This is a genomic window from Brachyspira hyodysenteriae ATCC 27164, assembly GCF_001676785.2.
GTDB classification, from domain to species: domain Bacteria; phylum Spirochaetota; class Brachyspiria; order Brachyspirales; family Brachyspiraceae; genus Brachyspira; species Brachyspira hyodysenteriae.
The window spans coordinates 1,790,320-1,816,768 of sequence record NZ_CP015910.2; the positions used below are offsets into that span (position 1 = coordinate 1,790,320).

22 protein-coding genes and 1 tRNA gene are annotated in these 26,449 nt (G+C 28.1%); 9 read left to right on the forward strand and 14 right to left on the reverse strand.

Annotated features, from left to right (window positions below; all coding sequences use genetic code 11):
- Positions 1 to 78: 78 nt before the first annotated feature.
- The 4 genes from rplT to thrS form a co-directional block, all read right to left on the reverse strand.
- The gene (gene rplT / locus BHYOB78_RS07780; RefSeq protein ID WP_012670268.1) at positions 79 to 432 is read right to left on the reverse strand and encodes a 50S ribosomal protein L20; all 354 of its coding nucleotides are present in this window, start codon (positions 430 to 432) and stop codon (positions 79 to 81) included.
- 14 nt (positions 433 to 446) lie between these two features.
- Positions 447 to 650, reverse strand: coding sequence for a 50S ribosomal protein L35 (gene rpmI, locus BHYOB78_RS07785; protein ID WP_008725923.1), 204 nt, complete (start codon positions 648 to 650; stop codon positions 447 to 449).
- Between the two features lie 126 nt (positions 651 to 776).
- On the reverse strand, positions 777 to 1,361 hold the full coding sequence (infC, locus tag BHYOB78_RS07790) for a translation initiation factor IF-3 (protein ID WP_012670269.1): 585 nt from the start codon (positions 1,359 to 1,361) through the stop codon (positions 777 to 779).
- A 12-nt stretch (positions 1,362 to 1,373) separates the two neighbouring features.
- Positions 1,374 to 3,305, reverse strand: a complete 1,932-nt coding sequence (thrS, locus tag BHYOB78_RS07795) for a threonine--tRNA ligase (protein ID WP_012670270.1) — start codon at positions 3,303 to 3,305, stop codon at positions 1,374 to 1,376.
- Positions 3,306 to 3,604: 299 nt separating this feature from the next.
- Between thrS and BHYOB78_RS07800 the strand changes: the two genes are divergently transcribed.
- The 6 genes from BHYOB78_RS07800 to BHYOB78_RS07825 all read left to right on the forward strand — a co-directional run bounded on the left by BHYOB78_RS07800 (position 3,605) and on the right by BHYOB78_RS07825 (position 8,447).
- A complete protein-coding gene (locus tag BHYOB78_RS07800; protein ID WP_020063738.1) occupies positions 3,605 to 3,859 on the forward strand; it encodes a hypothetical protein in 255 nt (84 codons plus the stop codon).
- Between the two features lie 42 nt (positions 3,860 to 3,901).
- On the forward strand, positions 3,902 to 4,180 hold the full coding sequence (locus BHYOB78_RS07805) for a hypothetical protein (RefSeq protein WP_020063739.1): 279 nt from the start codon (positions 3,902 to 3,904) through the stop codon (positions 4,178 to 4,180).
- Between the two features lie 29 nt (positions 4,181 to 4,209).
- Positions 4,210 to 5,442 (forward strand): methyl-accepting chemotaxis protein, encoded by a 1,233-nt coding sequence (locus BHYOB78_RS07810; RefSeq protein ID WP_012670273.1) that lies wholly within the window; start codon positions 4,210 to 4,212, stop codon positions 5,440 to 5,442.
- Positions 5,443 to 5,545: 103 nt separating this feature from the next.
- Positions 5,546 to 6,508, forward strand: coding sequence for a class II fructose-bisphosphate aldolase (locus tag BHYOB78_RS07815; protein ID WP_020063740.1), 963 nt, complete (start codon positions 5,546 to 5,548; stop codon positions 6,506 to 6,508).
- A gap of 214 nt (positions 6,509 to 6,722) precedes the next feature.
- A complete protein-coding gene (locus BHYOB78_RS07820; protein ID WP_020063741.1) occupies positions 6,723 to 7,619 on the forward strand; it encodes an SAM hydrolase/SAM-dependent halogenase family protein in 897 nt (298 codons plus the stop codon).
- Between the two features lie 210 nt (positions 7,620 to 7,829).
- Complete coding sequence (locus BHYOB78_RS07825) at positions 7,830 to 8,447, forward strand: GmrSD restriction endonuclease domain-containing protein (RefSeq protein ID WP_020063742.1); 618 nt, start codon at positions 7,830 to 7,832, stop codon at positions 8,445 to 8,447.
- Positions 8,448 to 8,917: 470 nt separating this feature from the next.
- Here BHYOB78_RS07825 and BHYOB78_RS07830 read toward each other — a convergent pair whose 3' ends face one another.
- The 6 genes from BHYOB78_RS07830 to BHYOB78_RS07855 form a co-directional block, all read right to left on the reverse strand.
- Entirely contained in the window at positions 8,918 to 10,576 is a 1,659-nt protein-coding gene (locus BHYOB78_RS07830) for an ankyrin repeat domain-containing protein (RefSeq protein ID WP_028331267.1), read from the reverse strand.
- Between the two features lie 429 nt (positions 10,577 to 11,005).
- On the reverse strand, positions 11,006 to 11,704 hold the full coding sequence (locus BHYOB78_RS07835) for a DUF4261 domain-containing protein (protein ID WP_020063745.1): 699 nt from the start codon (positions 11,702 to 11,704) through the stop codon (positions 11,006 to 11,008).
- 10 nt (positions 11,705 to 11,714) lie between these two features.
- The gene (locus BHYOB78_RS07840) at positions 11,715 to 13,067 is read right to left on the reverse strand and encodes a UDP-N-acetylmuramoyl-tripeptide--D-alanyl-D-alanine ligase (protein WP_020063746.1); all 1,353 of its coding nucleotides are present in this window, start codon (positions 13,065 to 13,067) and stop codon (positions 11,715 to 11,717) included.
- A 72-nt stretch (positions 13,068 to 13,139) separates the two neighbouring features.
- Positions 13,140 to 14,960 (reverse strand): glycoside hydrolase family 10-like protein, encoded by a 1,821-nt coding sequence (locus BHYOB78_RS07845; RefSeq protein ID WP_020063747.1) that lies wholly within the window; start codon positions 14,958 to 14,960, stop codon positions 13,140 to 13,142.
- A gap of 78 nt (positions 14,961 to 15,038) precedes the next feature.
- Positions 15,039 to 17,090 carry an NHL repeat-containing protein gene (locus BHYOB78_RS07850; RefSeq protein WP_020063748.1) on the reverse strand — a complete coding sequence of 684 codons (2,052 nt, stop codon included), beginning with the start codon at positions 17,088 to 17,090 and terminating at the stop codon, positions 15,039 to 15,041.
- Positions 17,091 to 17,159: 69 nt separating this feature from the next.
- The gene (locus BHYOB78_RS07855; RefSeq protein WP_028331268.1) at positions 17,160 to 18,920 is read right to left on the reverse strand and encodes a SpoIVB peptidase S55 domain-containing protein; all 1,761 of its coding nucleotides are present in this window, start codon (positions 18,918 to 18,920) and stop codon (positions 17,160 to 17,162) included.
- A gap of 183 nt (positions 18,921 to 19,103) precedes the next feature.
- Between BHYOB78_RS07855 and BHYOB78_RS07860 the strand changes: the two genes are divergently transcribed.
- The 3 genes from BHYOB78_RS07860 (at position 19,104) to BHYOB78_RS07870 (ending at position 21,591) form a co-directional block, all read left to right on the forward strand.
- Positions 19,104 to 19,772, forward strand: a complete 669-nt coding sequence (locus BHYOB78_RS07860) for a bifunctional nuclease family protein (RefSeq protein WP_012670283.1) — start codon at positions 19,104 to 19,106, stop codon at positions 19,770 to 19,772.
- Between the two features lie 68 nt (positions 19,773 to 19,840).
- Positions 19,841 to 21,013, forward strand: coding sequence for a tetratricopeptide repeat protein (locus tag BHYOB78_RS07865; protein ID WP_020063750.1), 1,173 nt, complete (start codon positions 19,841 to 19,843; stop codon positions 21,011 to 21,013).
- Between the two features lie 26 nt (positions 21,014 to 21,039).
- Positions 21,040 to 21,591, forward strand: coding sequence for a hypothetical protein (locus tag BHYOB78_RS07870; RefSeq protein WP_012670285.1), 552 nt, complete (start codon positions 21,040 to 21,042; stop codon positions 21,589 to 21,591).
- A 2-nt stretch (positions 21,592 to 21,593) separates the two neighbouring features.
- Here the strand turns inward: BHYOB78_RS07870 and BHYOB78_RS07875 are convergent, their stop codons facing one another.
- From BHYOB78_RS07875 to BHYOB78_RS07890, 4 genes are all read right to left on the reverse strand, one after another.
- A complete protein-coding gene (locus BHYOB78_RS07875; protein WP_012670286.1) occupies positions 21,594 to 22,496 on the reverse strand; it encodes a carbohydrate kinase family protein in 903 nt (300 codons plus the stop codon).
- A 17-nt stretch (positions 22,497 to 22,513) separates the two neighbouring features.
- Positions 22,514 to 24,418, reverse strand: coding sequence for a penicillin-binding protein (locus BHYOB78_RS07880; RefSeq protein ID WP_012670287.1), 1,905 nt, complete (start codon positions 24,416 to 24,418; stop codon positions 22,514 to 22,516).
- A 13-nt stretch (positions 24,419 to 24,431) separates the two neighbouring features.
- Positions 24,432 to 24,502: transfer RNA gene (locus BHYOB78_RS07885), tRNA-Cys, on the reverse strand.
- Between the two features lie 316 nt (positions 24,503 to 24,818).
- Positions 24,819 to 26,444 carry a peptide ABC transporter substrate-binding protein gene (locus BHYOB78_RS07890; protein WP_020063751.1) on the reverse strand — a complete coding sequence of 542 codons (1,626 nt, stop codon included), beginning with the start codon at positions 26,442 to 26,444 and terminating at the stop codon, positions 24,819 to 24,821.
- Positions 26,445 to 26,449 lie beyond the last annotated feature (5 nt).

A 26,449-nucleotide genomic window follows, 5' to 3' on the forward strand; every position in this document is an offset into this window, starting at 1 on the left:
TAAAAAACCGTTAGCATTCAAATTATAAATACTAACGGTGATTTTATACATAAGTAAATATTTTTTAAGTCTAATATATTAAGCAAGTGCTTTTTTAGCTACTTCAACTACAGCTTCAAATGCTTTATAATCATCAATAGCTAAATTAGATAAAGCTTTTCTGTCAATAATAACATTAGCTTTTTTAAGTCCGTTAATGAACTTGCTGTAGGATATACCTAAAGGTCTGCAAGCTGCATTGATTCTTAAAGTCCATAAACGTCTCATCATTCTTTTTTTCTGTCTTCTATCACGATAAGCGTATTTTAAGCCTCTTATTACAGCTTCTTTAGCTTGTTTCATTTGCTTACTATGAGAACCATAGTAACCTTTAGCCATATTTAATATTTTTTTAACTTTTTTCTTTCTTACTACACCGCTAACTGCTCTCATTCTAGTCTCCTTTATTATCTGCCGTAAGGCATTAATCTTGGCATTTCTAACATATTAGTATCATCTGCTATTCTAGCTTTACGATACTTTCTTTTAGTGTCAGGTCTTTTGCTTAAGAATTTGTGGCTACCAAATGCATGAGCAAATTTTACTTTACCAGTCTTAGAAAATCTAAAACGTTTTTTTGCACCGCTTTTTGTTTTTAATTTTTGTTTCATAAACTAATATCCTTTTAATTATATTTACTGTATGCTCAAACTATATGTATGATAAGTACATATAGGTAGTGGGCTTTTATTAAAAATAGCTACTATGCTTCAATTTTATAATTAAAGCAATAATTATTATCCTTCATTAGTTTCAGAAGATTCCTTTTTATTAGCAGAACCTTCAGAATCCGTTTTCTTAACTTTTACTGGGTTAAGTACTGCAGATAAATTCTTACCTTCTAATTTAGCAGGCTTTTCTGTAGCAGCTTCATTCTCTAAATCTTGTATAATCTTATTGATAAGGTCATAGCCGAATTCAGTATGAGCCATTTCCCTACCCCTAAACATTATAGTAATCTTAACCTTATTGCCTTCATCTAAGAATTCACGAATATGCTTCATTTTAAAGTTGTAATCATGTATGCTTATCTGAGGACGCATCTTGATTTCTTTAAGCTGAACTGACTTTTGCTTTTTCTTAGCTTCTTTACTCTTCTTCTGAATATCAAATTTATACTTACCATAATTGATAATCTTACAAACAGGAGGTTCTGCTGTAGGAGCTATCTCCACTAAATCTGAACCTTCACTTTTTGCCAATGCAAGAGCATCTTTAATACTCATTACACCAAGACTCCCTCTCTCATCATGCACAACTCTAACTTCTGGTGCAGTAATAAATTGATTAATTCTCTCTCCTTCTTTTTTTACTGTTGCCATTATTTATCTACCTCATTTAGTAGTAAATATAGAATCATTCATTCTCTCCTTAGATTCTTTTTTGAGTTTTTCTATGAACTCATTTAAATCCATATCTTTAATTTCTTGTGAAGAACGTGTTCTAATAGATAATTTTCCGCTAGAAACTTCTTCTGCTCCTATTATAACTGTATATGGAGTTCTTTGCAAGCGATATTTTTTAATCTTAGTACCTAAATTATCATTAGACTCATCAACTTCTACTCTGAATCCTGCATCTTTCAACGCCTTAGCTACTTCATTAGTTCTATCAATTTGAGGCTTTTCATTAAGTACATTAACTACAGCTACTTGTAAAGGTGATAACCATAATGGGAATTTACCATTATAGTGTTCAACTAATATACCTATAAAACGTTCCATAGAACCAAGTATAGCTCTGTGAAGCATTACAGGAGTATGTTTTTTACCGTCTTTACCTTCATAGCTAATCTCAAATCTCATAGGAAGTGAGAAGTCAACTTGTAAAGTACCGCATTGCCAGTTTCTGTCAAGAACATCTTTAATATTAAAGTCTATCTTAGGACCATAGAAAGCTCCGTCACCTTCATTAATTTTATAGCTTATCTTTAATTTGTCTAAAGCATTGATTAATGATTTAGTAGCAAGCTCCCAAATCTCATCGCTTCCGATAGATTTTGCTGGTCTAGTAGAAACAAATATTTCAAAGTTCTCAAAACCAAAGTCTTTATATACAGATAAATAGTATTCAATAGTATTAATAATCTCGTCGCCTAACTGTTCTTCAGTACAGAATATATGAGCATCATCTTGAGTGAAAGCTCTTACTCTGAAAAGTCCATGCAAAGCTCCTGAAAGCTCATGTCTATGAACGAAACCTAATTCAGCAACTCTTAAAGGCAAATCTCTATAACTATGTATATTAGAATTATAAACAATCAAGCCTCCTGGGCAGTTCATTGGTTTTACAGCATATTTAGTTTCATCAATTTCTGTAAAATACATGTTTTCTTTATAGTTATCCCAGTGTCCGCTTCTATGCCATAATTCTTCATTAAGTATAGCAGGAGTTTTTATTTCAACATATCCGCGTTTATCATTTTCATTTCTTATATATGATTCAACTGCTTTATAAATAATCATTCCTCTAGGATGCCAGAAAGGAAAACCAGGACCTTCATCATGGAAACTGAATAAATTCAACTCCTTACCTAATTTTCTGTGATCTCTTTCCTTAGCTTCTTTGAGTTTTTTAAGATATTTATCTAATGATTCTTTACTTTCAAAAGCTGTACCATATATACGGGAAAGCATTTTATTATTAGAATCCCCTCTCCAATAGCTTCCTGCAACAGACATAAGCTTATATGCTTTTAAATAACCTGTTGAAGGAACATGAGGTCCTCTGCAAAGGTCTATAAAATCACCTTGCTCATAGAAAGATACTGTATCAGCATCTATACCTTCTATAATTTCAACTTTATAAGGTTCATTAGCTTTCTTGAAATATTCTATAGCCTCATTTTTATTCATTACTTTTCTTACTACAGGGATATTTTCTTTGATGATTTTTTTCATTTCATCTTCGATTTTTGGTAAATCTTCTTCAGTGAAAGGCTTTTCAGCATCAAAGTCATAGTAAAAACCGTCTTTGATAGCAGGTCCTATAGTAACTTGAGTATTAGGATAAAGTCTTCTAACAGCCTGAGCCATTAAGTGGCTTGTAGAGTGTCTTAATATTTCAAGTCCGTCATCTGAGGTGGTTAGTATCAATTCTAAATCGCCGTCTGTTTCAGGCGTATATGTAAGGTCAACTTGTGTTCCATTAAATTTAGCTGCTACTGCATCTTTGGAATCTTTTTTAGCATTTTGTTTAAGGAAGTCTAATAAAGACTCTCCGTTGGACAAATCATAAGACTGTCCTAAATAATTAATTTTTGACATTATAACACCTCTTGAATTGATACTTTACTATTTATATTAAAAAAATAATACAAATAGTTAAACTATTATAACATATTTATTCTTAATAGTCAATGAATTTTATATGATTTTTAATTCATAATAATTAAACATTAAATATTACAAATAATGTTGACTTTAATAACTTAATTAATATACTAAATTAATGCATTTAATATATAGATAAATATTAAAATATTATAATTAAATGTTTGTTTATATGAAACTATATAATTTTATATAGATTAAATAATATATAATATATTAGGAGATTTAATAATATGTTTAACAGTTTAAAAGTAAGAATGCCATTAATAATTATATCAACTATAACTGTTATGATAATAGGACTGTTATTAACATTAATAAATCTCTTTTCAAAATCAATTACAAATGTAGCTATAAATGGTTTTGAAAATATATCTGACAGATACGCTAAAAGTTTAGATAACTGGTTCGCTGACACTAAAAGCAATATAAAAATGTATTCTAGAAATAAAGCAATAATTAATTATTTATCTAATACAACAGAATAAAATAAAAATATAGCATACGATGAATTATTATATGAATTTGACATGGTAAAAGATGCATATAATAGCTTCAATATTTTAGATTTAAATGGAAACACATTAATATCAATAAATAACTCTAATATAAATATGAAAGAAGATAATGCATGGAATAATTTAAAAAATAGAAACTATGATTTTGCAATAACAGAAAATATACTTATGAATGATTCTTCTGTACCTTATATGATAATATATTCAGGAATAAAAAATGATAAGGAAATACTATTGGAGTTTTTGCTATATCACTTAAATGGGATTAAAATAACTTTGAAAATGTTGTAAATATAGGAGAATCTGCAAGACTATTTTTAATGAATGATGATAATAAATTAATAGCTCATAAGGATCCTTTAAGAATTGGAAAAGAAGGTTCAGAAGAGATGAGCAAAAAAAACAGAGGAGATGTCAGTAGAGGAAGCATTAGATATAAAAGCTTAACAACAGGAACAAAAACTGTAGCAGCATTCAATAACCTATCTGAAGTGCCTTTTACATCAGCAATAAGCGTAAACGAATCTGAATTTAATTCTCCTATAAAAACTATAACACTTATATCAATAATCACTACAATTATAATATTAATTATAACATCTGTGATAATAGTATATTACATTACCACTAGGATAACTAATGTATTGAAAGAGTTATCCCATTCTATTGTAGATTTTAGTTTAGGTAATTTATCATCAGAAATGCCTTCTTGGATATTTTCAAAGAAATACAGTAATAATGAAATAGGAAAGATGTCTAATGATTTTTATAATATGCAGAAAAAACTTATAGATATTTTAAAAAGTATAAATAATATATCAGCTGCAATATCTGATAAATCTTCATCTATTTATAAAGAAAATGAATATCTATTAAAAAGAGTTGAAGAAGAAGCAGCAAATCTGGAAGAGACTGCATCATCTATGGAAGAGTTCGCATCAGGAATCAAAAATTCAACTCAAAGATCATCAGATGTATCAAATATAATGGAAGAAGTACAGGTATCTTTAGAATATGCCGCAGGTATTGTTAATGAAACTGCATCAAACATAGAAATAGTTAATGAGTCAAGCGCTAAAATAAAAAATATTACAAAGATGATAGAAAATATATCTTTTCAAACAAATATACTTGCATTAAATGCTGCTGTTGAAGCCGCTCGTGCAGGAGAACAGGGAAAAGGTTTTGCAGTTGTTGCTTCCGAAGTAAGAAATTTAGCACAGAATGCTCAAACATCTGTTAAAGAAATAACTGACTTAATAGATGATTCTGTAGAAAAAATAAATAAAGCTACAGATTCTGTAAGAGAATCAAGAGAAATATTTTCTCAATTAGAAGAAAAAATAAGAAATACAGTAAAACTTATATTAGATATCACTTCAACTATGCAGGAGCAAAGTATAGGAGTTGAGCAAGTTAATAAAGCAATTTACAATATGGATATTAACACTCAAAAAAATGCTTCATTAGCAAATGAAACTTCAAATTTATCTAGTGAATTACTTAATAAATCTGAAGAATTAAATGAACAAATTAGCTTCTTTAAATTTTAATTTATATATATAAAAAGTTACTATTTTTATTGAAAATTTATTATTTTTACTATATTATAATTAAGTACTTTTTATAATCTTAAAAAAGAATAAGGAGAAAAATATGGTTAAATTCTCAGACTTAGGTCTTGTTAATAGTAGAGAACTTTTTAAAAAAGCTATAGGCGGAGGTTATGCTATACCTGCATTTAACTTCAATAATATGGAACAACTTCAAGCTATAGTACAAGCATGTGTAGAAACTAAAAGCCCTGTTATAATTCAGGTTTCTTCAGGCGCTAGAAAATATGCTAATCAAACATTATTAAGATATATGGCTCAAGGTGCTGTTGAATATGCTAAAGAATTAGGTGTTAATGTACCTATAGTTTTACACTTGGATCATGGCGACAGTTTAGAACTTTGCAAAAGCTGTATTGAATATGGTTTTTCTTCTGTTATGATAGATGGAAGCCATTATGATTATGATAAAAACGTTGAATTAACTAGAAGCGTTGTTGAATATGCTCATAAATATGATGTTACTGTTGAAGGTGAATTAGGAGTACTTGCTGGTGTTGAAGATGATGTTGTAGCTGAACATCATACTTATACTCAGCCTGAAGAAGTAGAAGATTTCGTTAAAAAAACAGGAGTTGACTCTCTTGCTATTTCTATAGGTACTAGCCATGGTGCTTATAAATTCAAACCTGGTCAAAATCCTCAAATAAGATTAGACATTCTTAAAGAAATCGAGAAAAAAATTCCCGGATTCCCTATCGTACTTCACGGTTCTTCAAGCGTACCTCAAGAGTATGTTAAAATGATCAATGAAAACGGCGGTAAATTAGATGATGCTATAGGTATTCCAGAAGAGCAATTAAGAGAAGCTTCTAAGAGTGCAGTTTGTAAAATCAACATCGACAGCGACTCAAGACTTGCTATGACTGCTGCTATTAGAAAAGTATTCCATGATGATCCTAAAGAATTCGATCCTAGAAAATATTTAGGACCTGCTCGTGATGAAATGAAAAAACTTTATATGCATAAAATAATTAATGTATTAGGTTCAAACGGCAAAATATAATAAAAATTAAAGGAGATATTACTGTGGGAAAACAACATAGAAAAGTAGTTAAACGCAAAAGAGCATTAAGAAGAATCAAAAGACAAAAAGATGCTCTAAATGCTAAAACTAAATAATCATTGAAAACAAATATTTAAGGGCATGAGTTAATTCTTATGCCCTTAATTTTTTAACTAATCAAAATAAAATATCTTAATAATCAATAGGAAACAATATGAAAAAATATATATTAATATTATTATTCTCTATAATAGTATCATGTGCAAAACCAATAGAAAAGTCGCCTCTTGCTCTTCAAACTGATTTCGGAAGAAAAGATAATGCAGTTGCTAGTATGTACGGAGTTGCTTTAACAGTAGATAAAGATTTAAAAGTTTATGACCTTACTCATGAGATACCTGCTTTTAATATTTGGGAGGCTGCTTTAAGACTCGATCAAACTGCTAGATATTGGCCTGAAGGTACTGTATTTGTAAATGTTGTAGATCCGGGAGTTGGTACTGATAGAAAATCTGTTGTTATGAAAACTACTAACAATTACTATTTTGTAACTCCTGATAATGGAGCTTTGACTTTTGTAGCTGAAAGTTTAGGCATAGAAGAAGTAAGAGAAATTGATGAAGCTGTAAACAGATTAACTAACTCTCAGGAATCATATACTTTTCATGGAAGAGATGTTTATGTATATACCGGTGCAAGATTAGCTTCAAAGCAAATAACTTTTGAACAGGTTGGAAAATCTTTAGGTACTAATATTACTAAAATAGAATATCAAAAAGCAAAATTTGAAAACGGAAAATTCTCTGCTAATATTCCAATACTTGATGTACAGTATGGAAATGTATGGTCATCACTTCCTCGTCAATTAATGCTAGATAATGGTGTACAGGTTGGAGATATTTTGAATGTTTCTATATACAATCAAGGAAATTTAGTATGGAATGGAGATGTCAAACTTGTTAATACTTTCGGAGATGTACCTGAAGGCGATAATATGGCTTATTTCAATTCAGAGCTTAATTTCTCTGTTGCTGTAAATATTGGTAATTTCTCTGATAAGTACAAAGTTTACAGCGGTCCTGAATGGAGTATGGAAATAATAAAAAAGTAATATATTATAAAAAAGCTAAATATAAAATTGTTAGTATCGCTAAGTTTATCATATATAATACAAAGCTAGCTAACAATTTTTATTAGCAATAATAAAAATAATAGATTTTAAATATTAGAAAGCTAAGTATAAAAATTGTGAGCGTCTGCTAAGTTTACTTGGCAAACACTAGCGAGCGAACAATTTTTATTAGCAATAATAGGAACGACTATGGCAAGAAGAAAAAAGAAAAAATCATCTCCTTTATTTATATTATTCATTTTATTAATAGCAGCAGGATACTATTATTATAATGATATATACAATAAAAAAGAAATATCAAAAACAGAAAAGCCCAAAAAAGAAACTATTACAAGATACAATAGAGATGATTGGGGAGATTGGGCTGATGAAGATAATGACGGACTTAATACAAGGCATGAGGTATTAGCAAGAGCATCATTAGTAAAACCTGTAATATCTAATAACAGAGTAATATCAGGAAAATGGTATGATAAGTTTACAGGAAAATATTTTACTAATGCAAAAGATTTAGATATAGATCATTTAGTGCCTTTAAAAAATGCACATATCAGCGGTGCTAGTAATTGGAGTAAAGAAAAGAAAAATGAATACTACAATTATATGAAAAACGAAAATCATTTGGTAGCTGTATCAAAAGGTGCAAATCGTTCTAAAGGTGATAAATCCCCGGTAGAATGGCTCCCTCCTAATGAAGAATATCAATGCGAATATGTAAGAGAATGGTATAAAATCAAAACCGATTGGGGGCTTACAATAGAAGAAGGTTTTGATGAAGTTTCAAACAGAGTATGCAAAGGAAAATAATTTTTTATTAATATAATTTTTTTAACTTTACTATAAAATAGTTTGAAATGTTTATACTAAAAATTTTTAAGTTTATCAATATTTAGCCTTTTAATTTTATTGTTTGTGGTTGCTTTGCCCCCACACCCCAACTTCTTTTGTTGCCACATACGCAGTACGCCTTCGGCGAGAAGCAAAAAGGCTATATTTAGTCTTAAATTTAATAAATTATTTTACTTATAATACAATTTTAGTATGATTTAATATTAATTTTATACTTGCACTTTCGCGAAGCGTGCAGACGAAGTCCACCTGCGGTGGCGGCAGCAACTTTGACGAAGTCCGCCTGTGGCGTGCGGCGGGAAAAAGTTGAATAAAAAATTGACAAAGTTAAAAATTTTCAGTATATAGTCAATAACTTGTATATGCTTATCAAATAACAGTATTTAAGAAAATCATACTCATACATAATTGTAATAAAAACTAATAATTTATTTATTATAATCTTCTATAAGCTGTTCAAAAAATCCTTTTTCAACATCAATAAGTTTTACTCTGCTTGTTTGATTAAATTTCTGTGCATCTGATTTATAATTATAATAATACTCTTCATTGTATACTTCTGAAAAATTAGTAGCTGATGCTGATATAAGATTAGATTTACCTGTAGAAAATTTATCTAAATATAATTCATTATTTTCTATAATAAATGTGTAATAATATGTTTTACCGCGATCATATTGTTCTGCTGTAATATAGTTTCCTGATACAGCAATATTAAAATCGCTTAAATATGTATATTCATAAAATGCATCTTGTAAAGGATAAAACCCTGATACAAATGAAGCTTTATTATCCTCTTTTTTCCATATAGTTATATAATGAAAATATTTATCTTCCTCACTTGTAAAATCATCAGGATAATCTATATATTCCTGATTTAATATAGGAGATGATATAAACATATATTTATTATTAGTATCAGATTTAACAATAGACTCAGAAGTTGGTTCATAATAAAAATCGGTATTAGCTAATTTAAAATTCTGAGCTGTTTTATTTAATATTTTTACAATCAAATCATAATAATTATTTCCTGTAATAACAGTACCATTCAAATTTGTAGGACTTAAAACAGGAAAGTTATTTATTATTTCATCTCTTTCATCAGTATAATAACTATAATAATTCCAAATGTTTTCTAATTCTTGATTGTCTTGAAAACAATTAATATTAACATCAGCATTTTTTTCCAATAAATAATCAGCAATATCATAATTCTCTAAAAATGCACTATACATTAAAGGAGTTCCTATAGAACCATCCCTAATTCTATTTAGAGAATTAATATCAGCACCAAGATCCAGAAAATATTTTACTAAATCAATATCCTGATTATGTATGGAAGTAAATAATAAATCACTTTGTAAGTTATAATCAACTTTTTCAAAATTATAATCGTATAATATATCAAGCATTTTTTTAATAATATCCGAATTACCATTATTAACCATTAAGTCATATACATCTTTATAGTCGAAATATATTCCAGAGTCTATCAAATAATAAGCAATATCTGAATATTCTTTACTGCTAATATGATCATGAGATGTTTTTTTAAGATAATCATAAGATAATGTTTTAAATATTTTTTTACTTGATAAATCAATGCCATGCTCTACAATCCATTTTATTAAATCATAATAAATAATAGAGTCTGTACTGTATTTTATAGCAAGCATTAATGCATTATTACCATCTTCATCTTCGGCATTTATAGTTTTTATAAGTAAATCTCTTATAGGCTTTAATTTTTCTTTTTCTTTTTTTATTAACTCTCTATTTTCTTCATCATTTACATAGTTCCCTAATACTAATAATCTATTAATTCTAAATAGAAGTATTTCATCAAGTTCTTCTTCTGTATATGATTTTATAGGGTATATATTTTTTCTTACTATAACATCACTTTTATTATTAACATTATTAGTAACTATATTATTTTGATTAGTAATAACTGTATTAGTATTTTGTGCTGATGTATTTGAATTTGTATTAATATTAGAGTTTATATTGTTTTCTTTCTTTTCCTCACTATTAGAACAGCTCATTAGAACAATTAAACTTATTATAATTAATACAAATTTCATAATACCTACCATATCTATAATTGTTTTCAAAGTATATATTATACCTAAACAACTATATTTTGTCAAAAATAAATTTATATTTTTGTTTTTATATCTGGGGCTTTGCTGCGAAGCACACAGTCGTGCCATACCCCACTTCTTTTGCGACCGAAGGAAGTGCCTGTGCTATTGCCACAAAGAAGCAGGCACAGCCCGCCTTCGGTGAAAGGCTATATTTGAACTTAAATGTAATAAATTATTTTACATGTAAGACAATTTTAGTATTATTTAGTACTAATTTTATACTTGCACTTTCGCGAAGCGTATCCGAGCCTGTCAAGGATATAAGGTTCTTTGACGCTGTCCGCCTGTGGCGTGCGGCGGGAAAAAGAACAACAAAAAATTGACAAACTTAAAAATTTTTAGTATATAATACTTTTATTGTCAAGTTTATTGATTTTTATTTATATCTTTTAGACTCTTTTCAAGCATTATAAATTTATTATCAAAGAATTTAAACATTCCTATATAATCATCATCTGTCTGCATAGTGTTGCCGTCTTCAATATTTAAATTATTTTCTATGACGCTTCTTGATAATATCATCAATACTCTGATTATACTTTCAACCTCTCTTAAAGTTTTATAAGCCATAATCTCATACTTACCGAAATTTTTAAGCCCTTCAGTATAAGCATGATTTCCATTATTATCTGAAAAAACATCAACTCTCACCCATAAACGAGTTGGAAAGTATTTATCATTTTTTATATATTCATTCATCTCAAATAAATATGTATCTTTAGAGCATACCTTACTAAAAGTTAAAGCAATATCTTTGAAATTAGTATTCTCACTATTAACCTTAATTGATAAAAATGATTTATGACTAAGTATTTTTTCTCTTGTAGCATCATCTATATCATTATAATTCATCAATATTTCAGCTTCATTGTCAGGCACATTGAATGGAGCAAGTTCATATTCAAAATCTATTGCTTCAATATTAAATATATTTTTATTATTATGACTTACTACAGTTATATCTATATTCCAATCTTTTTTTAATTGTAATGAAAAATCATTGAACATTTTATCATCTAGTAATATAAAAGCTATTACAGAATTATTTTGTATTAAATTATTCATTTTTAAGCCTTTATATATTTTTTATAGAATCTATTATCACAGCGAATCCCATACCCAATGAAGCTTTTATTAACATTGCAGTATCATATTTCAAAAACTCTTTTACTTTCTCTACAGAACTTTGAGCATTTTCAAAATAATATTTCTCGCAATTAACCGTATCGTAAATATCCTTTGAATGCTTTCCAACTGCAATAACAGTATCAATATTTTTTAATTCATTTATAATTTTTCCTATATCTTTATGATAGCTTGAATTTTCAGTTTCTGTTTCAAGCATGTCACCTATTACAGCAATCTTTTTTGATTCACTTCTTTGAGATAAAAACTTAATCATATTTTTTAATGCAGCAGGATTTGAATTGTAACAGTCATTTATTACATTACAGCCTTTTATATTGATTATTTGCATTCTGTTTTTTTGAGATTCATAAGTTATCAAAATATCCGCACATTTCTGTAAATCAACATCATAAAGTTCAGCCGCCTTTAATGCTGATAATACATTATGCAAATTAAAATCGCCGATTAAATTATGTTTAAAAGTTATACCATTATACTCAAATGTATTATCATCTTTTTTTATTATTTCTTTTATATCAGCTTCTATTATATTTTTTATATTGTTTCTACTAGCCTCTTTTTCTAATATATCAATACAATTAGTATTTTTGTTTATTACAGCATTAGCATTTTCTCTAGTATGATTAAAAAGCTCTGATTTAGCATAGGCAATATTTTCTATAGAACCTAAATATGCAATATGTACAGGCTCTACATTATTTATTATAACAGTATTCGCCTCTATAGCTTCAGATATTCTTAATAATTCATTTTTATGATTCATACCAGCTTCAATAACTGCTATCTCATAACTATTATCTAAATTAAATATTGTTTTAGGCACTCCTATTTCATTATTTAAATTGCCTTCTGTTTTCAATGCTTTATATTTTGTAGATAAAAAGAGATGAGTTAATTCTTTTGTAGTGGTTTTTCCGCAACTTCCTGTTATTGATATCACAGGTATATTGAATCTTCTTCTATATTCTCTAGCGAGTTTTATAAAGAAAAGTATTGTATCATCGGCATAAAAAACTACCGCATCATCTGGAAGTTTTATACTTGCATCGCTTAAAATAAAATATCTGCATCCTTTATTATAAGTTTCTAATGCAAATTTATTTCCGTCAAACTTTTCGCCTTTAATTGCTAAAAATAATTTATTTTCATCAAAATTATCTCTGCTGTCAGTTGATATTTCTAATTCTTTATTTAAATTTAAATCTTCTATATTTTTAAAACATTTAGAGTTTAATTCTTTTGTTACTGCAATTATATCTTTTAATAAAGTATTACCCATAATAATATTTCCAATTAATTTATTTTGTTAACATAATTAAACCATATAAACAAATATTTGTAAACATTATATTTATCTATTTGTAATCATAATAGGCACACTCTCATTATGAAGCCTATCTAAAGCAGTAATATAATAAATATAAGTTTTCTTAGGATTTGCTGTTTTATCATTATATACAATATTAGAATCAGAATTGAAATTAGTTCTTCTTATTTTATCAATCAAAACTATATAATCTTCTTCAACATCTTTTCTGTATATGGAATAATAAACACTTGTACCTTCTACAGCACAATTATATTTATCAGTTTTATATTCTCCTGAATCTGTGAAAGTGATTTCTACACTACTGAATTTATTTGTTATATAAATATTAGTTAAACCTGAAGGCAAAGTATTTAAATATTTCATAGTGTTCATAGTAGGTATTATAGATTTAAAAGGATAACTATTTTCTTTTAAATAATTCAAAGCCTTATAACCAAAACCTTTTGTATGAATATCATCTTTATACATATTTCTCATAGTAAAAAATACAGAACCTTTTATATAATTTCTGCCATTAGTTCTTATATAATCAACCTGTCTTGACATCAAATCTATATCCTGCCAAGGCTCTACATTAGTATCCCTGCCCATTTTATAAAGGGGATGTCCTACATATAAATCGGCCAATTTACCATTAGTGAACTTTTTAGCCTGTTCAATCCACCAGTCAGCTATAATATCGAAAGGAGCTGTTTCATGCTTATCACTCCAATAAATCTGAGGTATTATAGCATCAACATACATTTTATTTATTCCGTCTTTTTCTGCAGCACTTTTTAATGATTCAGTTTTCTCTCCGTTAAGCATCCATAAAAGAACATCGGCATGCAAAGCATCAAAATTAGGATTATAAGACTGAGTATCGCTTCCATATTCATAACCATTATAATCTGAAAGTTTTTCTTTATTTCTCCAAACTCCTGCAGGCGATATAGTCCATTTTACATAAGGCTTTCTTGTTTTTATTTCTTTATATATGGAACTTACAAGAGTATTAATGTTATTTCTCCTCCAAGCATAAAGCCCATTAACTCCATAATCATCATAATTAGTATTAGAAGGATCATAACCTTGACTAGATGCATATTTTGAAGAGCTTGCTTCATCAGGCCAATATTTGTATGTTTTATCATCAATCATATTCTGATAAAAATAATCATCAAAATGCACCCCGTCTATATCATAATTTTCAACAACTTCCATAATAGAATCTATCACATACTTTGCACTTATAGGTTCGCCCGGATCTAAATAAAGTTTATTATCATACCAATGAATAGGTGTTAAATTGTTGGAATAAGCATATACATGAATAAAATTCTTTTTTGAAAACTGCTCTGCATAGCTTTTATTAGTATCATAAGTTACGGCTATTCTATAAGGATTAAACCAAGCATGAACTTCTAAATTTCTTTTATGTGCTTCATCTATAATAAATTTAAGCATATCAGTTTTAAAAGGATAATCATCAGTTTCATTAGTAGAATCTTTTCCGAAAAAATATCTGGTAGTAGGATTTATTTTTGAAGGAAATATTACACCGGCATCAGGCTTAACCTGTACGAATACAGCATTGAAATTATTATTATATAATGTGTCTAAATATTTCAAAGCAAGTTTTTTCTGTTCTTCTTCACTTTTTCCCTCAAGAGGCCAATCCATATTATTTACAGTAGAAAACCAAGCAGCTCTAAATTCTCTATATAAAGGATTTGAACTTCTATCCTCATTAATATCTTTTATGAGCATAGTTTTTAAATTATCAGGAATGATTATTTCTTTTTTTTGACATGATAAAATATAAAATATTGATAAAAATATAAAAATGAATAGCTTTCTCATAAAATCATACCTTATAAATAAAGGGCTCGTAAATTTATAAATTCACCAGCCCCATTAAAATTCAGTATTAATTAAAAATTATATTAAGAATGAATAATATTTAGTGTTTCCATCAGTATCCATTACCTCAATAGTAACAGAACCAGCATTAGCATCTTCTATATTCACAGTAAATACTTCATTCATAGAATCTAACATACCATCATCAGGAACAATATATTTCCATTCGCCTGTTATAGTAGAATATCTAACAGTTTTTATGAAAGATAATTTATCTTCTACTCTGAAAGTGATTTTTCTATTCGCTCCGCTTCCTGTAACATTGAAATCCAAAACTTCAGGAGGATCATTATCATATTTTACATTAAACACTTCTAAAGTTTTAGTTTTAGCAATGCTTATAGGATTATCATATCTGTCGCTTGCTGTTATTCTAAAGTCATAAATGCCTGAAGGAAGTAAATAAGCTTCAAATTTAAAATATGAGGTAGATAAATTATCAGCTAATTTTCTGTAATTTTTCTCACCTTTTAATCTATACTCTAAATTATATATAAGTTTATCACCATTAGGATCAGTTCCCTTCCAATAAATCATAGCCTCATTTTCTTCTAACTGAGGATTTTTAGCTGTTTCAGTAGAATCATTCTGCTGAAGATAATGAGTAGTAAGTCCTCCATTTAAAACCTCAGGAGAAAGATTGTTTTCAACATAACTAAAATCCATAGAATTAAGTACCGGAGTAGTTTCTGTATCAGAAGTAGTCATTGTAACTTTGAACTGTAAAAATCTGCCATAAGGTACATCTATTTTTCCATCGGCACCTACAGCTGCAAAACTGCTCCAAGTATTATCAACTCTTGCCACATTTCCTGTTCTCACTTCAATAGATATAGAAGAACCATCAGGTATAGTTGACATTGTACTTAAGCTTCCTAATTTACTTAAAAGTTTTAAATCCAAACTATCGCTTGTAAAAGTACCTTGATTAGGATAAGTATGCTTTACTCTGTATATCTCACCTGTTTTTGATATTGCAAAATAAAGTCCGTCATCAGAAACTGCAAATGTTGAAAGAATTTTATTTTTTAATCCGCCTATATATGATAAAAGTCCGTCATTTCCGCCAATTTTATATATATCAGCAGTATCGCCTGTTACAAAATATACATTATTATTTTTATCGCTGCTTAATGCTAAAACCAATGTTTGATTTAAGAAAAATAATCTCTGAACTGTACCATTAGAATCAGCTTTATATAAAGAGTTTCTGAATTCTTTTTCACTTTCATCAGGTCTTTTATCTCCGTCTATTATAGAAGGAAGTATTAAATAAGCAGGCTGTCTTGTAGAAGTTCCGAAATATAAATTACCTATATTATCCATAGTTATAGCATAAACTTCATTTTCTGCTGTATCATATAATACATTATATGAAGGACTTTCTAAATTTGTAGATAAATCAATAACCAATACAAGTCCTCTTCCAGCTGTACCCACATAAAGTTTATTGCTATTTTCATCATATAATAAGGACATAGCATGCTGTTCTTCTGTTTTTAATATTTCTTTAATATTACCGTCAGATGAAATTCTCAATACTCTTGCATTATTTCCGCCTGCTGCTGCAAATAAATTTCCTTTGTCATCAAACTTCATATCCCATATATATGTATCATCTAAAGTTTTTCTCCAAAGCTCATTACCTTGACTATCATATTTTATTATTTTAGCATAAGGTCCTGTAGCTGCATATACATTTCCTTCACTGTCAGTAATAACTGCAGTAAATGCATTTTCATTTTTCTCTGAAGCAAATAATGTAAAGTTAGTATCATCAGCAGTTCTTTTATAAAGTTCAGCACCGCTTCCGCTTATAGCAGCAAACAAACTTCCGTCATTAGCAGGATACATTTTCCATATATCTTTACCAGCAATTATACCATTTTGTTCTATTATAGGAGCTAAAGTTAAGCTACCCTGTTCTGTAAGCATTATTCCGTCATAAACACCATTATCATAAAAACCTTTCTTTCCGCTTGATAATGTTCTAGTAACAACTCCGAAAACATTAGCAGAAGATAAGATTAATACTATCTGCAAAGTAATTAGAATCTTAGCAATTTTCATATTTTCTATCCCCTTCATTCTTATATCTATTTTTTATCATAAACATTTCATCAATATAAAATCATCAATTTAACGATTTTCGTATTTTCTAGCACCTTCTATTATTATATCCAATTTCATCAATCCTAATATAGAACTATCCATTTGATAATTTCCATTAATAGGAGTAATAACAGCCGCTTTATCTGATGTAGCATTTTTAGCCATTGCTCCATACTTAGAAGGAGGAAGTGTAGGATATAAGTCCTTACCTATTTGAACCCCTCTTGATGAAGAATAAAGCCATACTTTCAAAGCACTGTCATCATAACTTTTTCCATATATACGCTGAACATCATCTAGACTTCTTATCTCATATTTGCTAGGCATAAATAACTGCTCTGCATAATTAAATATATATTCATTAGCAGCATATATGCTATATACATCAGTTTTTAAATTAACAGGAAGTTTTACAGGTATATCAACATATTGTTTTTCTTTTCCATAAGGAGTATATCCCAATCTTAAATGTATAGTTTCTCCGGCAACTGCTCTAGGCTCTACCAAAGTTATATCATTCAAAAAAACATATTCAAGATTGTTTCTTTTTATAGATAATTTTATTGATTTTATTCCAACTCTATTAAAATTATTACGTATAAAGAAACTAACAGGAGATATTACTTGAGATATAGCATCTTTAAATGCATCAGCAGAAGAATAGGATAATATTCTGTTACTTACTTTATAAGGCTCTTCAAAATAATCTGTTTCTATTTCATAGCTTATGCTAAATACACCCTCTTCATTTTCTCCAGCAGCAGAACTTATAGCATTATATAATGACATAGAAAGTATATCTGTAAAAACTGCCGTATCATTCAATATTCTAAAATTAAAATCTCTTTTAAGGAAATCTGTATCATCTAATTCTATTTTTATAGGAACCATCATATTTTCAGGAATTTCTCCATAAACACCAGATACTCCAAATACTCCGTCATAAATAGTATATCCTAAATAATTAGAATAAGCATATCCAAGTTTGAATGAAGATTCATAAGAAGACAGCATATGATTAATATAAGCTCTTGATACAGGTGCTCTTAAGCTTCCTTTTGACCACATAGAATGACCAAAAATAACAAATTTCTCATCGTCTGTATGAGTAACTGTACCTATACTTGCTAAAGAAATATCCCCGTCAGCAAGAATTAATGCAACTGAATCTCCGAATAAAAATTTTTTTGCCTGATTTGTATCAGAAACAGAGCCTCCAGACTGCATTGGATAAAATCCATTTTTATTAAAAGAAGAAGAATATGTATCAAATGCTTTTGTACTTACACCTGAAAATATTAAAGGTGTTTTAAGAGCATTATTATCAGTAAAGGCTAATGCAGGAGGCTGTAAATTAGTATCATTATATAATTTAAACATTTCTTCTATAGGTGTAACTCCGGCTATAGGATCTTTAGAATACCCCCAGCCAAAAGATAATGCCCCTGCTAATTTTCCATTAAAATATATAGGAGAACCGCTCATACCAGCTACAATTCCAGAATGCTCCAAATCAAGCCCTTCGCATCTTACAAGTATGGCATCACTGTTGCGCCATCTTTTTTTTAAGATAGATACTACTGTTACTTTAAAAGGCTCTACATTAGTTCCATGTGCAACTGTATATCCAACACCTTCCATTCCCTCATAAATTTCGTCCATAGATATAATTTCAGGATTTTCTGGAGGATAAGGCGGTAATTCTTCATTTGTCTGTGAAAATAAATTGAATGTTAATGTAACTAACAATGTAAAAATAAATATTAATTTTCTTCTCATAGTTCCCATCATATTGTGAAATTATTTATACAAATTTAATACAAAAAACTATATTTTAATATAAATAGTAAAATCATAATACATCAATTTTTAATTATATACAAGCATAATTATTAAATAAATTTTTCTTGACAAATAATATATATATATTAATATTATATTAAATAGGTATATAAAAAGAGGTTTAAAAAAGTGGTAGAAGCAAAAATACTTAATTTAGCAATTACAGATAAAGGTTTTGTAGTTATTCTAAAACCTGAAAAATCTGATAAAGTTGTACCAATATCAATAGCATATTTAGAGGCTCAGTCTATAATGTCCAGCCTTATAGGATATAAAATAGAAAGACCTCTTACACATGATATAATATACAGCATATTCCAAAACTGCAGTATAAGACTAATCAATGTAATAATAGATAATGTACATGCAGATACTTTTTTTGCTAAGTTAGTTATAGAACATAATGGAAAAAATATATTTATTGATTCCAGACCTTCCGATGCTATAGCACTTTCTCTTAAATCTAAAGCACCTATATTTATAGAAGAGCATGTTATAGAAAAATCTGGTATTCTATTAGAAGAAAATGATAATCTTATGAAAGTAAAAGAAGGAATACCTTTCACTTATCAAAAATTTGAAAGAGATGAGCTTAAAGAAAAAAATGCTGAAAATATATTTATAAAAAAAGAACCTGAAGAAATTAATAATGCAGATAATCAGCAGTCAAATATAAATACAAACAATAATAAAAAGAATAAAGAAGAATTACAGAAATTACTGGATCAGGCAGTAAAAGAAGAAAGATATGAAGATGCTGCTAAATACAGAGATGAACTTGATAATTTAACAGAATAATATAAAATTTTATTTTCTATTTATTTATATTTTATATATTATATAAATATGATAATTATAGAGGCTATATGAAACACTGTATTAAAGTAATTTTATTTTTAATATTATTTAGCTATTCAGTAATATATTCAAAACCGTCTGATAAAATAAAATTTGAAGCGGGAGAACTTACAGAATTAGAATATGATTTCTTTACAAAAGTGGATAATGGAGAAACTAATGATTTAGAACTTCATTACGACGGTTTTATAATCGCTTCAGGAATTACTGATGAGGAAGAGTTTAAATTCTATAGACAAAAATTAGATGATATAAGAAATTTTGCTAAAAAAGAACTATCTTCATATACTAAAGAAGGAGCTTATGCATTCGGTAAAAGGCTTTTAAATTGGCTTTATACAAGCGGAACATTAAAACAATATTTTGAAACATCTACACTATTTCAGGATTTAATATATAAAGGAGAATATAACTGCTTAAGTTCAAGTATATTATATTCACTATTATATAAAGAATTCGGATTTAATGTTACTGGAGTATTAACTTCAAGTCATTCTTTCTGTACTGTATATGCAGACGGCAAATCTATAGATGTAGAAACAACATTATCTAAGGGATTCGATCCTGGACAAAAAGAAATAAGAAATACAGGAAATTCTACAATAGTTACTTTCGTACCTCAGGGAAATTATAGAGATAGAAATAATGTAGATATACTTACTTTAATAGCAACATTATACCCTAATTCTATTTCATTAAAAAAGATAGAAAAAGATTTAGAAAAACAATTAGTTATGGCTAAAAAAGCATATTATCTTTCTCCAAATACAAAAATGTATAATGATAATTTAGTTAATGCTTATAACAGATTAGCTTTGGATTATCTAAATAAAAATAATTTTGAATCTGCCTACAAAACTTTGGAAGAAGCTTATATGTTCGATTCTAATAATGCTATGACTAAAAATAATAGAATACATTATTATAATACTATAGGTACATCTTATTTGAGTAAAAAAGATTTTCCAAATGCCATAGAAATATATAAAACAGGAATATCTGATATAGGTGAAGGTGCAGATGTATTAAAAAGAAATCTTAAAGTGTCTTACTATAATTATGCTGTTACAGAATACAATCAAAGAAGATATAATAATGCTAGTGTAATATCTGAAGAAGCTTTAAAATTATTTCCAAATGACAGAGATTTTATAAGATTATTATCATCTATACCGAAATAATATAAAAATAATTCCGAATATATTGTATGAAATTTTATTTTACAATAATAATATTTATTCTTATAACTAGCCCTTATAGTTTTGCTCAAAATAATTATAATCTTAATATAAAATTTAGAGTAATTGAAAAATTTGATAAAATTCTATCATCAGATAATAAAGAATATGTATTTTATATAGATGCCAATTATATTTTCAGCGATGAAGGTAAAACTATATACAGCAACAATATATACAATATTCAAAATACATTAAATGATTTAGAAAGACAAGAAAATGAAGCAGCAACTCAGGCAGAAAAAAATTCTATAAATCAAAATATTAGAATATACAAGGCATTGCTTACATATAATACACCGCCAAAAAAATTTATTACTTTGCTAATAAATAGACAAATACATCAATATATATCTAAATACCCATCTAGTTATATAGACGATATGTTAAATAATAATTTACAGGCTTTTTATGATGATATAAGAAATAATATAGTATATAATGAAAAATATACAGGTAAATTTACTTCTATAAAATTTCTTACAAAAGATAAATTCAAATATTATACAGGAAGAACATAAAATTATAAATTGAATTGAGACTTTACTTTTTCAATATTATACCTTGCTGTACCGCCTTTTACCTTAACCATCTCTTCAGATACGCTGGAAGCAAATTTTAATATATTATTAATATCAAGCCCTCTCAATATAGCATAACTTAAAGCAGCACAGAATGAATCTCCAGCACCAACTGTATCAATAACATTAACTTTGTTTGAAGGATTAAAAATATACTCGTTATTATATAATACACTCGCCCCAGCTGCTCCAAGAGTAAGAAATATATAATCAATATTAAAATCTTTATTAATTGCTTTAAGCAGCACTTCATTATCATTCTGTAAAGAAGGATAAAAAAGTTCTTTTATCACAGCAAGCTCATCATCATTAATCTTTAATATATTTATAAACTCTAAAGATTCTTTTATTTTTTCTTTTGTATAATAATTTTTTCTGAATGTTACATCACATACTCTATATTTAGCATTAATATTTTTGAATATAGTTTTTAATGTATTATAAGACTTTTCATTTCTCTGTGATAATATATTAAAATAAAATAAGTCATAATTTTCTTTCAAAGCATTTTCTATATCATTATTATATTCTATATTATCCCAAGCAGCATTTTCATGTATTATATAATCAGGTATTTTCTTTTCATTAAGAAATACAGTAGCTTTACCTGTATCATAATCTTTTAATATCTGTATTAAAGATTTATCTATATTTTCATTATCAATAAATGATACAGCATCTTTAGAATAATCATCATCACCTAAAGCAGTTATGAATTTTAACTTATCATCTTTATTCAAAAGTCTTGAAAGCTGAAGAGAATAATTAAAAGGAGCTCCTCCTATAACAGAAACATTATCATAGACATCATATAAAAGTTCTCCGAAACTTACTATTTTAAACATAAATAAACTCCTATTTATTATTGATTCTCTTGTTCTTTAATAGGTGCTTTTAATGATAATCTTATTATAGAATTATTAGTAACTAATGTGCCTGCCTGAGGTGAAAAATCTGTTATATACCCTTCTCCTTGTATCATTATTTTAGCATTATTATTTGATACAATATAGGATATGCTATTTAATGCATCTCTTAAAGAAAGATCTGTCAAATTTGGCATAATATTATTTGTAATATTACTTGAATGCGGTATCAAACTTAAAAAGTCATTAGTATTTATTGTATATATCTCTCCGTCAATTAATCCTAAGTAAGGTATGATCTGATTAGCAATCTTAGCAAAAAGAGGAGCTGCCACTCTACCCGCTCCCTGAGATCCTTGTCCTTGAGGGTCATCAAGCAGTACGAGTATAGATATTTTAGGATCTTCAAGAGGAAATCCTCCTACAAATATAGATTGATAATATTTTTCTGGTTTTTCAGATTCATTATTTCTATAAACCTCTGTTATTGCAGTACCTGTTTTACCAACAACATCTATATTAAGCAAATTAGCTCTATGCCCTGTAGAACCAGATTCAACACCTTTTCTAAGTAAAACTCTTGCTATTTGAGAATACTGTTCATCTATGATTCTAGTTCTTTTTAAATTATTTGTTGCACTGATTTTTTCTATACCATCATAAAATGAATCAACAACATGCATAGGTACTTTCCAACCGCCATTCAAGAGAGGTAAATAGGAAGCAGCTATCTGCATAGGAGTAACACTCAAATCGTAACCTATTGCTAAATAACCTTTTGAAAATCTATGCCATTTATTTAAATGGTGATATATTCCGCTCCATTCATTTTTGTAAGGTCCTACACCTGTAGGTTCTCCAAAACCAAATCTCTTTAAATAATCATAAAAAAACTTATTATCTATTCTTTCAGCTATAGTTACAACAGCAAAGTTGCAGCTGTATTTTAATATATCATTAAAAGCCACATCTCCATGCGGATAATCACAATGTATTCTTGTTTGTCTGCTGTAATCATAATATCCTTTACAATGAAAAACTTCATCGCTATTAACTACGCCTTGCTCTATAGCAGCTAATTCAGCAAATATTTTCATTGTACTTCCAGGATATATGGTACTCATTATACTTCTGTCCATTCTTTCATTATTAACATATATAAATGGATTATTAGGATCAAATGAAGGATAAGAATAATCAGCTACTATAGCACCTGTATTAACATCTGATACTATTACAGTTACAGATTGAGGAGATTTTTCAGCTACTGTTTTTAATACTTCATTTCTTACTATAGTCTGAACATCTCTATCTAAAGTTAATACTATATCTTTTGGATTATCATTTTCTGAAGACAAAAGCGCCTCATAAGTTGCTTCAAGTCCTGCATATCCTTCGGTTTCTGTTTTATTCATATATCCTATTACATGAGCAAATACATCTTTATAAGGATAAAATCTTTTATAACTTTCTATGCCGTAAATACTTTTAACATTATATTTATCTTTTATTTCTTTTATCTTCTTATAAGAATCTAAATTAATATTCTGCGCAAGCATTATGGTTCTTCTTTTAGTATTAAGAAGTTCAGCAAATTTTTCTTTTGTAATGTTTATAATATTGAATATTTGAGAATAAGCTTCATTAATATCTGTTTTATCATTACCATCTAAAGAAACAGACTCAGTATCCAAATAAATTGTATATGCAGGAATATTTATTGTAAGAGGACGCATTTTAGAATCATATATTGTTCCCCTTGGTCTATCAAGCCCAACTAATGATGATAAAGATTTTCTTTCTTTGATAGTTAAATTAAATAATTGAATAAATATAGCTATTGTTCCTATAAAAAAACAGAGAAGGAATAAATATAATCTTTTAACTCGGCTGTCATTCATAGTTAGGAAAATGAGGCGGCGAACGGATTTGAACCGATGATAAGAGTTTTGCAGACTCCTGCCTTACCACTTGGCGACGCCGCCATATTTTTAGATGTTATTAATAATATAATACAATTAATAAAAAGTCAATAGACATAAAATAATAAAATTACTAATATTTAATATTTTTATATAAATAAAAATGATAAAATAATATATATTACTACTATAAATAAATAGCTGACAACCATATTCACATATAAAAAATATTGTTTTAAATATCTGCTAACTTACTCTGTATCTCAGCAGATAGTAATTTTTTATTGTAATTAGTAGGCTGTCAGCTTTCATTTTTATAAAAAAATAATTATATTAAAAAACTATTAATTTATAAATATAAAAATTTTTATTATCAAAATTAATTTTGTTCTAAATGAGCATAGAAAAACTTATGGAATCCCAAAGGATTGTATACAACATCTTTTAATTTAGGATTAACAAGCAAAGGCTCTGTAAAGAAATAAAGAGGTATAGCTCCCATATCTTCTTCTATAAGTATTCTCTCAGCTTCATGCATAGCCTGCATTCTTATATTATTATCATCTGTAGACATAGCCTGTGCTATAAGCTCATCATATTTTTTATTGCTGTATCCGCCGTTATTTTGAGTATTATAACTAGTAAATAAACTCATCATAGACATAGGATCAGAATAATCTGCAGACCAATAAAGTCTTCCTATCATAAAATTCTTCTCTAATAAAGTCTGACCAAGCAAAGCATTATCTATTTGAGTAATAGTAGAATCGATATTAAGATGCTCTTTCCACATTTGCTGTACTGCTTCAAATATTTCTACATGGTTGCCAGGATCAGTTTTAAACTCTATAACAGGGAAACCTTCTCCATTAGGATATCCTGCTTCAGCCAAAAGCTGTTTAGCCATTTCTACATTTTTAGCATATCCGTCTTTTGATATATCATAAAAATCTCCTCCGTTAATTCTGAAATCACCATTCACATCATTAACAGCATAAGGAACCCATCCGCCTGCAGGTTTTTGTCCGCCTTTTGTAACCTGTTCTACTATATAATTTCTATCTATAGCAAGTGATAATGCTTTTCTTACTCTAGGATCTTTTAAATATTCATTAGTAACATTAATAGGATAATAATATGTAGCTATAAGAGGCTTAATCTGTACTAAACCTTCATCTAAAAGTGTAGGTATATCCTGCTGAGGAGGTTCATAAGCCATATGTAAAGATCCGTCTTTTATTCCTGCAACAGCTGCTGCTCCGTTTTGCATAAATACAAATGTTATCTTTTCAGCAACTATTGTATCAGCATTCCAATAATTAGGATTTTTTACCATTATTATATTTTCATCTATATTTCTTTCAGACATCACATAAGGACCATTACCTATATAAGTTTCAGGGCTTAATGTCCATTTATCTCCATACTGTTCTATTATATCCTTTCTTAAAGGTGCAAATGTAGGGAAAGCAATTACTTCCAAGAAATAGGCTGTAGGTGCTTCTAATTCTACAACTAATGTATGATCATCAAGAGCTTTTATTCCTAATGAATCAACAGGTAATTCACCTCTTGTAATAGCCATAGCATTTTTTACAGGTTCATGCTGGTAACTATATTCACTTGCCACTTTAGGATCAACCTGTCTCTGCCAGCTATATACAAAATCTTCAGCCACAACAGGTTTTCCGTCTGACCAAGTAGAATTAGTTCTTAGAAAAAATGTATAAATTTTTCCGTCATCGCTAATTTCCCAACTCTCAGCTACACCAGGAACTATTTTATTATTTCTGTCTCTCACTGTTAATCCCTCAAATACATGAGAAATATAAATTACACCATATATTTGGGCATTTAAACTAGGGTCTATAGTTTTTGGTTCAACACTTAAATTTACTATTATACCTTTATCATTAGCATTGTCTTTTTTTGAACAAGAAGATGCAAATAAAAGTACAAGACAAATACCCATAATAAAAGATAGAAAAATCTTTCTACTTTTCATAATAA

Coding starts and splice junctions, on each gene's coding strand:
- rplT (WP_012670268.1), bottom strand. CDS start 432: ATGAGAGCAGTTAGCGGTGTAGTAAGAAAGAAAAAAGTTAAAAAAATA.
- rpmI (WP_008725923.1), bottom strand. CDS start 650: ATGAAACAAAAATTAAAAACAAAAAGCGGTGCAAAAAAACGTTTTAGA.
- infC (WP_012670269.1), bottom strand. CDS start 1,361: ATGGCAACAGTAAAAAAAGAAGGAGAGAGAATTAATCAATTTATTACT.
- thrS (WP_012670270.1), bottom strand. CDS start 3,305: ATGTCAAAAATTAATTATTTAGGACAGTCTTATGATTTGTCCAACGGA.
- BHYOB78_RS07800 (WP_020063738.1), top strand. CDS start 3,605: ATGTTTAACAGTTTAAAAGTAAGAATGCCATTAATAATTATATCAACT.
- BHYOB78_RS07805 (WP_020063739.1), top strand. CDS start 3,902: ATGGTAAAAGATGCATATAATAGCTTCAATATTTTAGATTTAAATGGA.
- BHYOB78_RS07810 (WP_012670273.1), top strand. CDS start 4,210: ATGAATGATGATAATAAATTAATAGCTCATAAGGATCCTTTAAGAATT.
- BHYOB78_RS07815 (WP_020063740.1), top strand. CDS start 5,546: ATGGTTAAATTCTCAGACTTAGGTCTTGTTAATAGTAGAGAACTTTTT.
- BHYOB78_RS07820 (WP_020063741.1), top strand. CDS start 6,723: ATGAAAAAATATATATTAATATTATTATTCTCTATAATAGTATCATGT.
- BHYOB78_RS07825 (WP_020063742.1), top strand. CDS start 7,830: ATGGCAAGAAGAAAAAAGAAAAAATCATCTCCTTTATTTATATTATTC.
- BHYOB78_RS07830 (WP_028331267.1), bottom strand. CDS start 10,576: ATGAAATTTGTATTAATTATAATAAGTTTAATTGTTCTAATGAGCTGT.
- BHYOB78_RS07835 (WP_020063745.1), bottom strand. CDS start 11,704: ATGAATAATTTAATACAAAATAATTCTGTAATAGCTTTTATATTACTA.
- BHYOB78_RS07840 (WP_020063746.1), bottom strand. CDS start 13,067: ATGGGTAATACTTTATTAAAAGATATAATTGCAGTAACAAAAGAATTA.
- BHYOB78_RS07845 (WP_020063747.1), bottom strand. CDS start 14,960: ATGAGAAAGCTATTCATTTTTATATTTTTATCAATATTTTATATTTTA.
- BHYOB78_RS07850 (WP_020063748.1), bottom strand. CDS start 17,090: ATGAAAATTGCTAAGATTCTAATTACTTTGCAGATAGTATTAATCTTA.
- BHYOB78_RS07855 (WP_028331268.1), bottom strand. CDS start 18,920: ATGGGAACTATGAGAAGAAAATTAATATTTATTTTTACATTGTTAGTT.
- BHYOB78_RS07865 (WP_020063750.1), top strand. CDS start 19,841: ATGAAACACTGTATTAAAGTAATTTTATTTTTAATATTATTTAGCTAT.
- BHYOB78_RS07870 (WP_012670285.1), top strand. CDS start 21,040: ATGAAATTTTATTTTACAATAATAATATTTATTCTTATAACTAGCCCT.
- BHYOB78_RS07875 (WP_012670286.1), bottom strand. CDS start 22,496: ATGTTTAAAATAGTAAGTTTCGGAGAACTTTTATATGATGTCTATGAT.
- BHYOB78_RS07880 (WP_012670287.1), bottom strand. CDS start 24,418: ATGAATGACAGCCGAGTTAAAAGATTATATTTATTCCTTCTCTGTTTT.
- BHYOB78_RS07890 (WP_020063751.1), bottom strand. CDS start 26,444: ATGAAAAGTAGAAAGATTTTTCTATCTTTTATTATGGGTATTTGTCTT.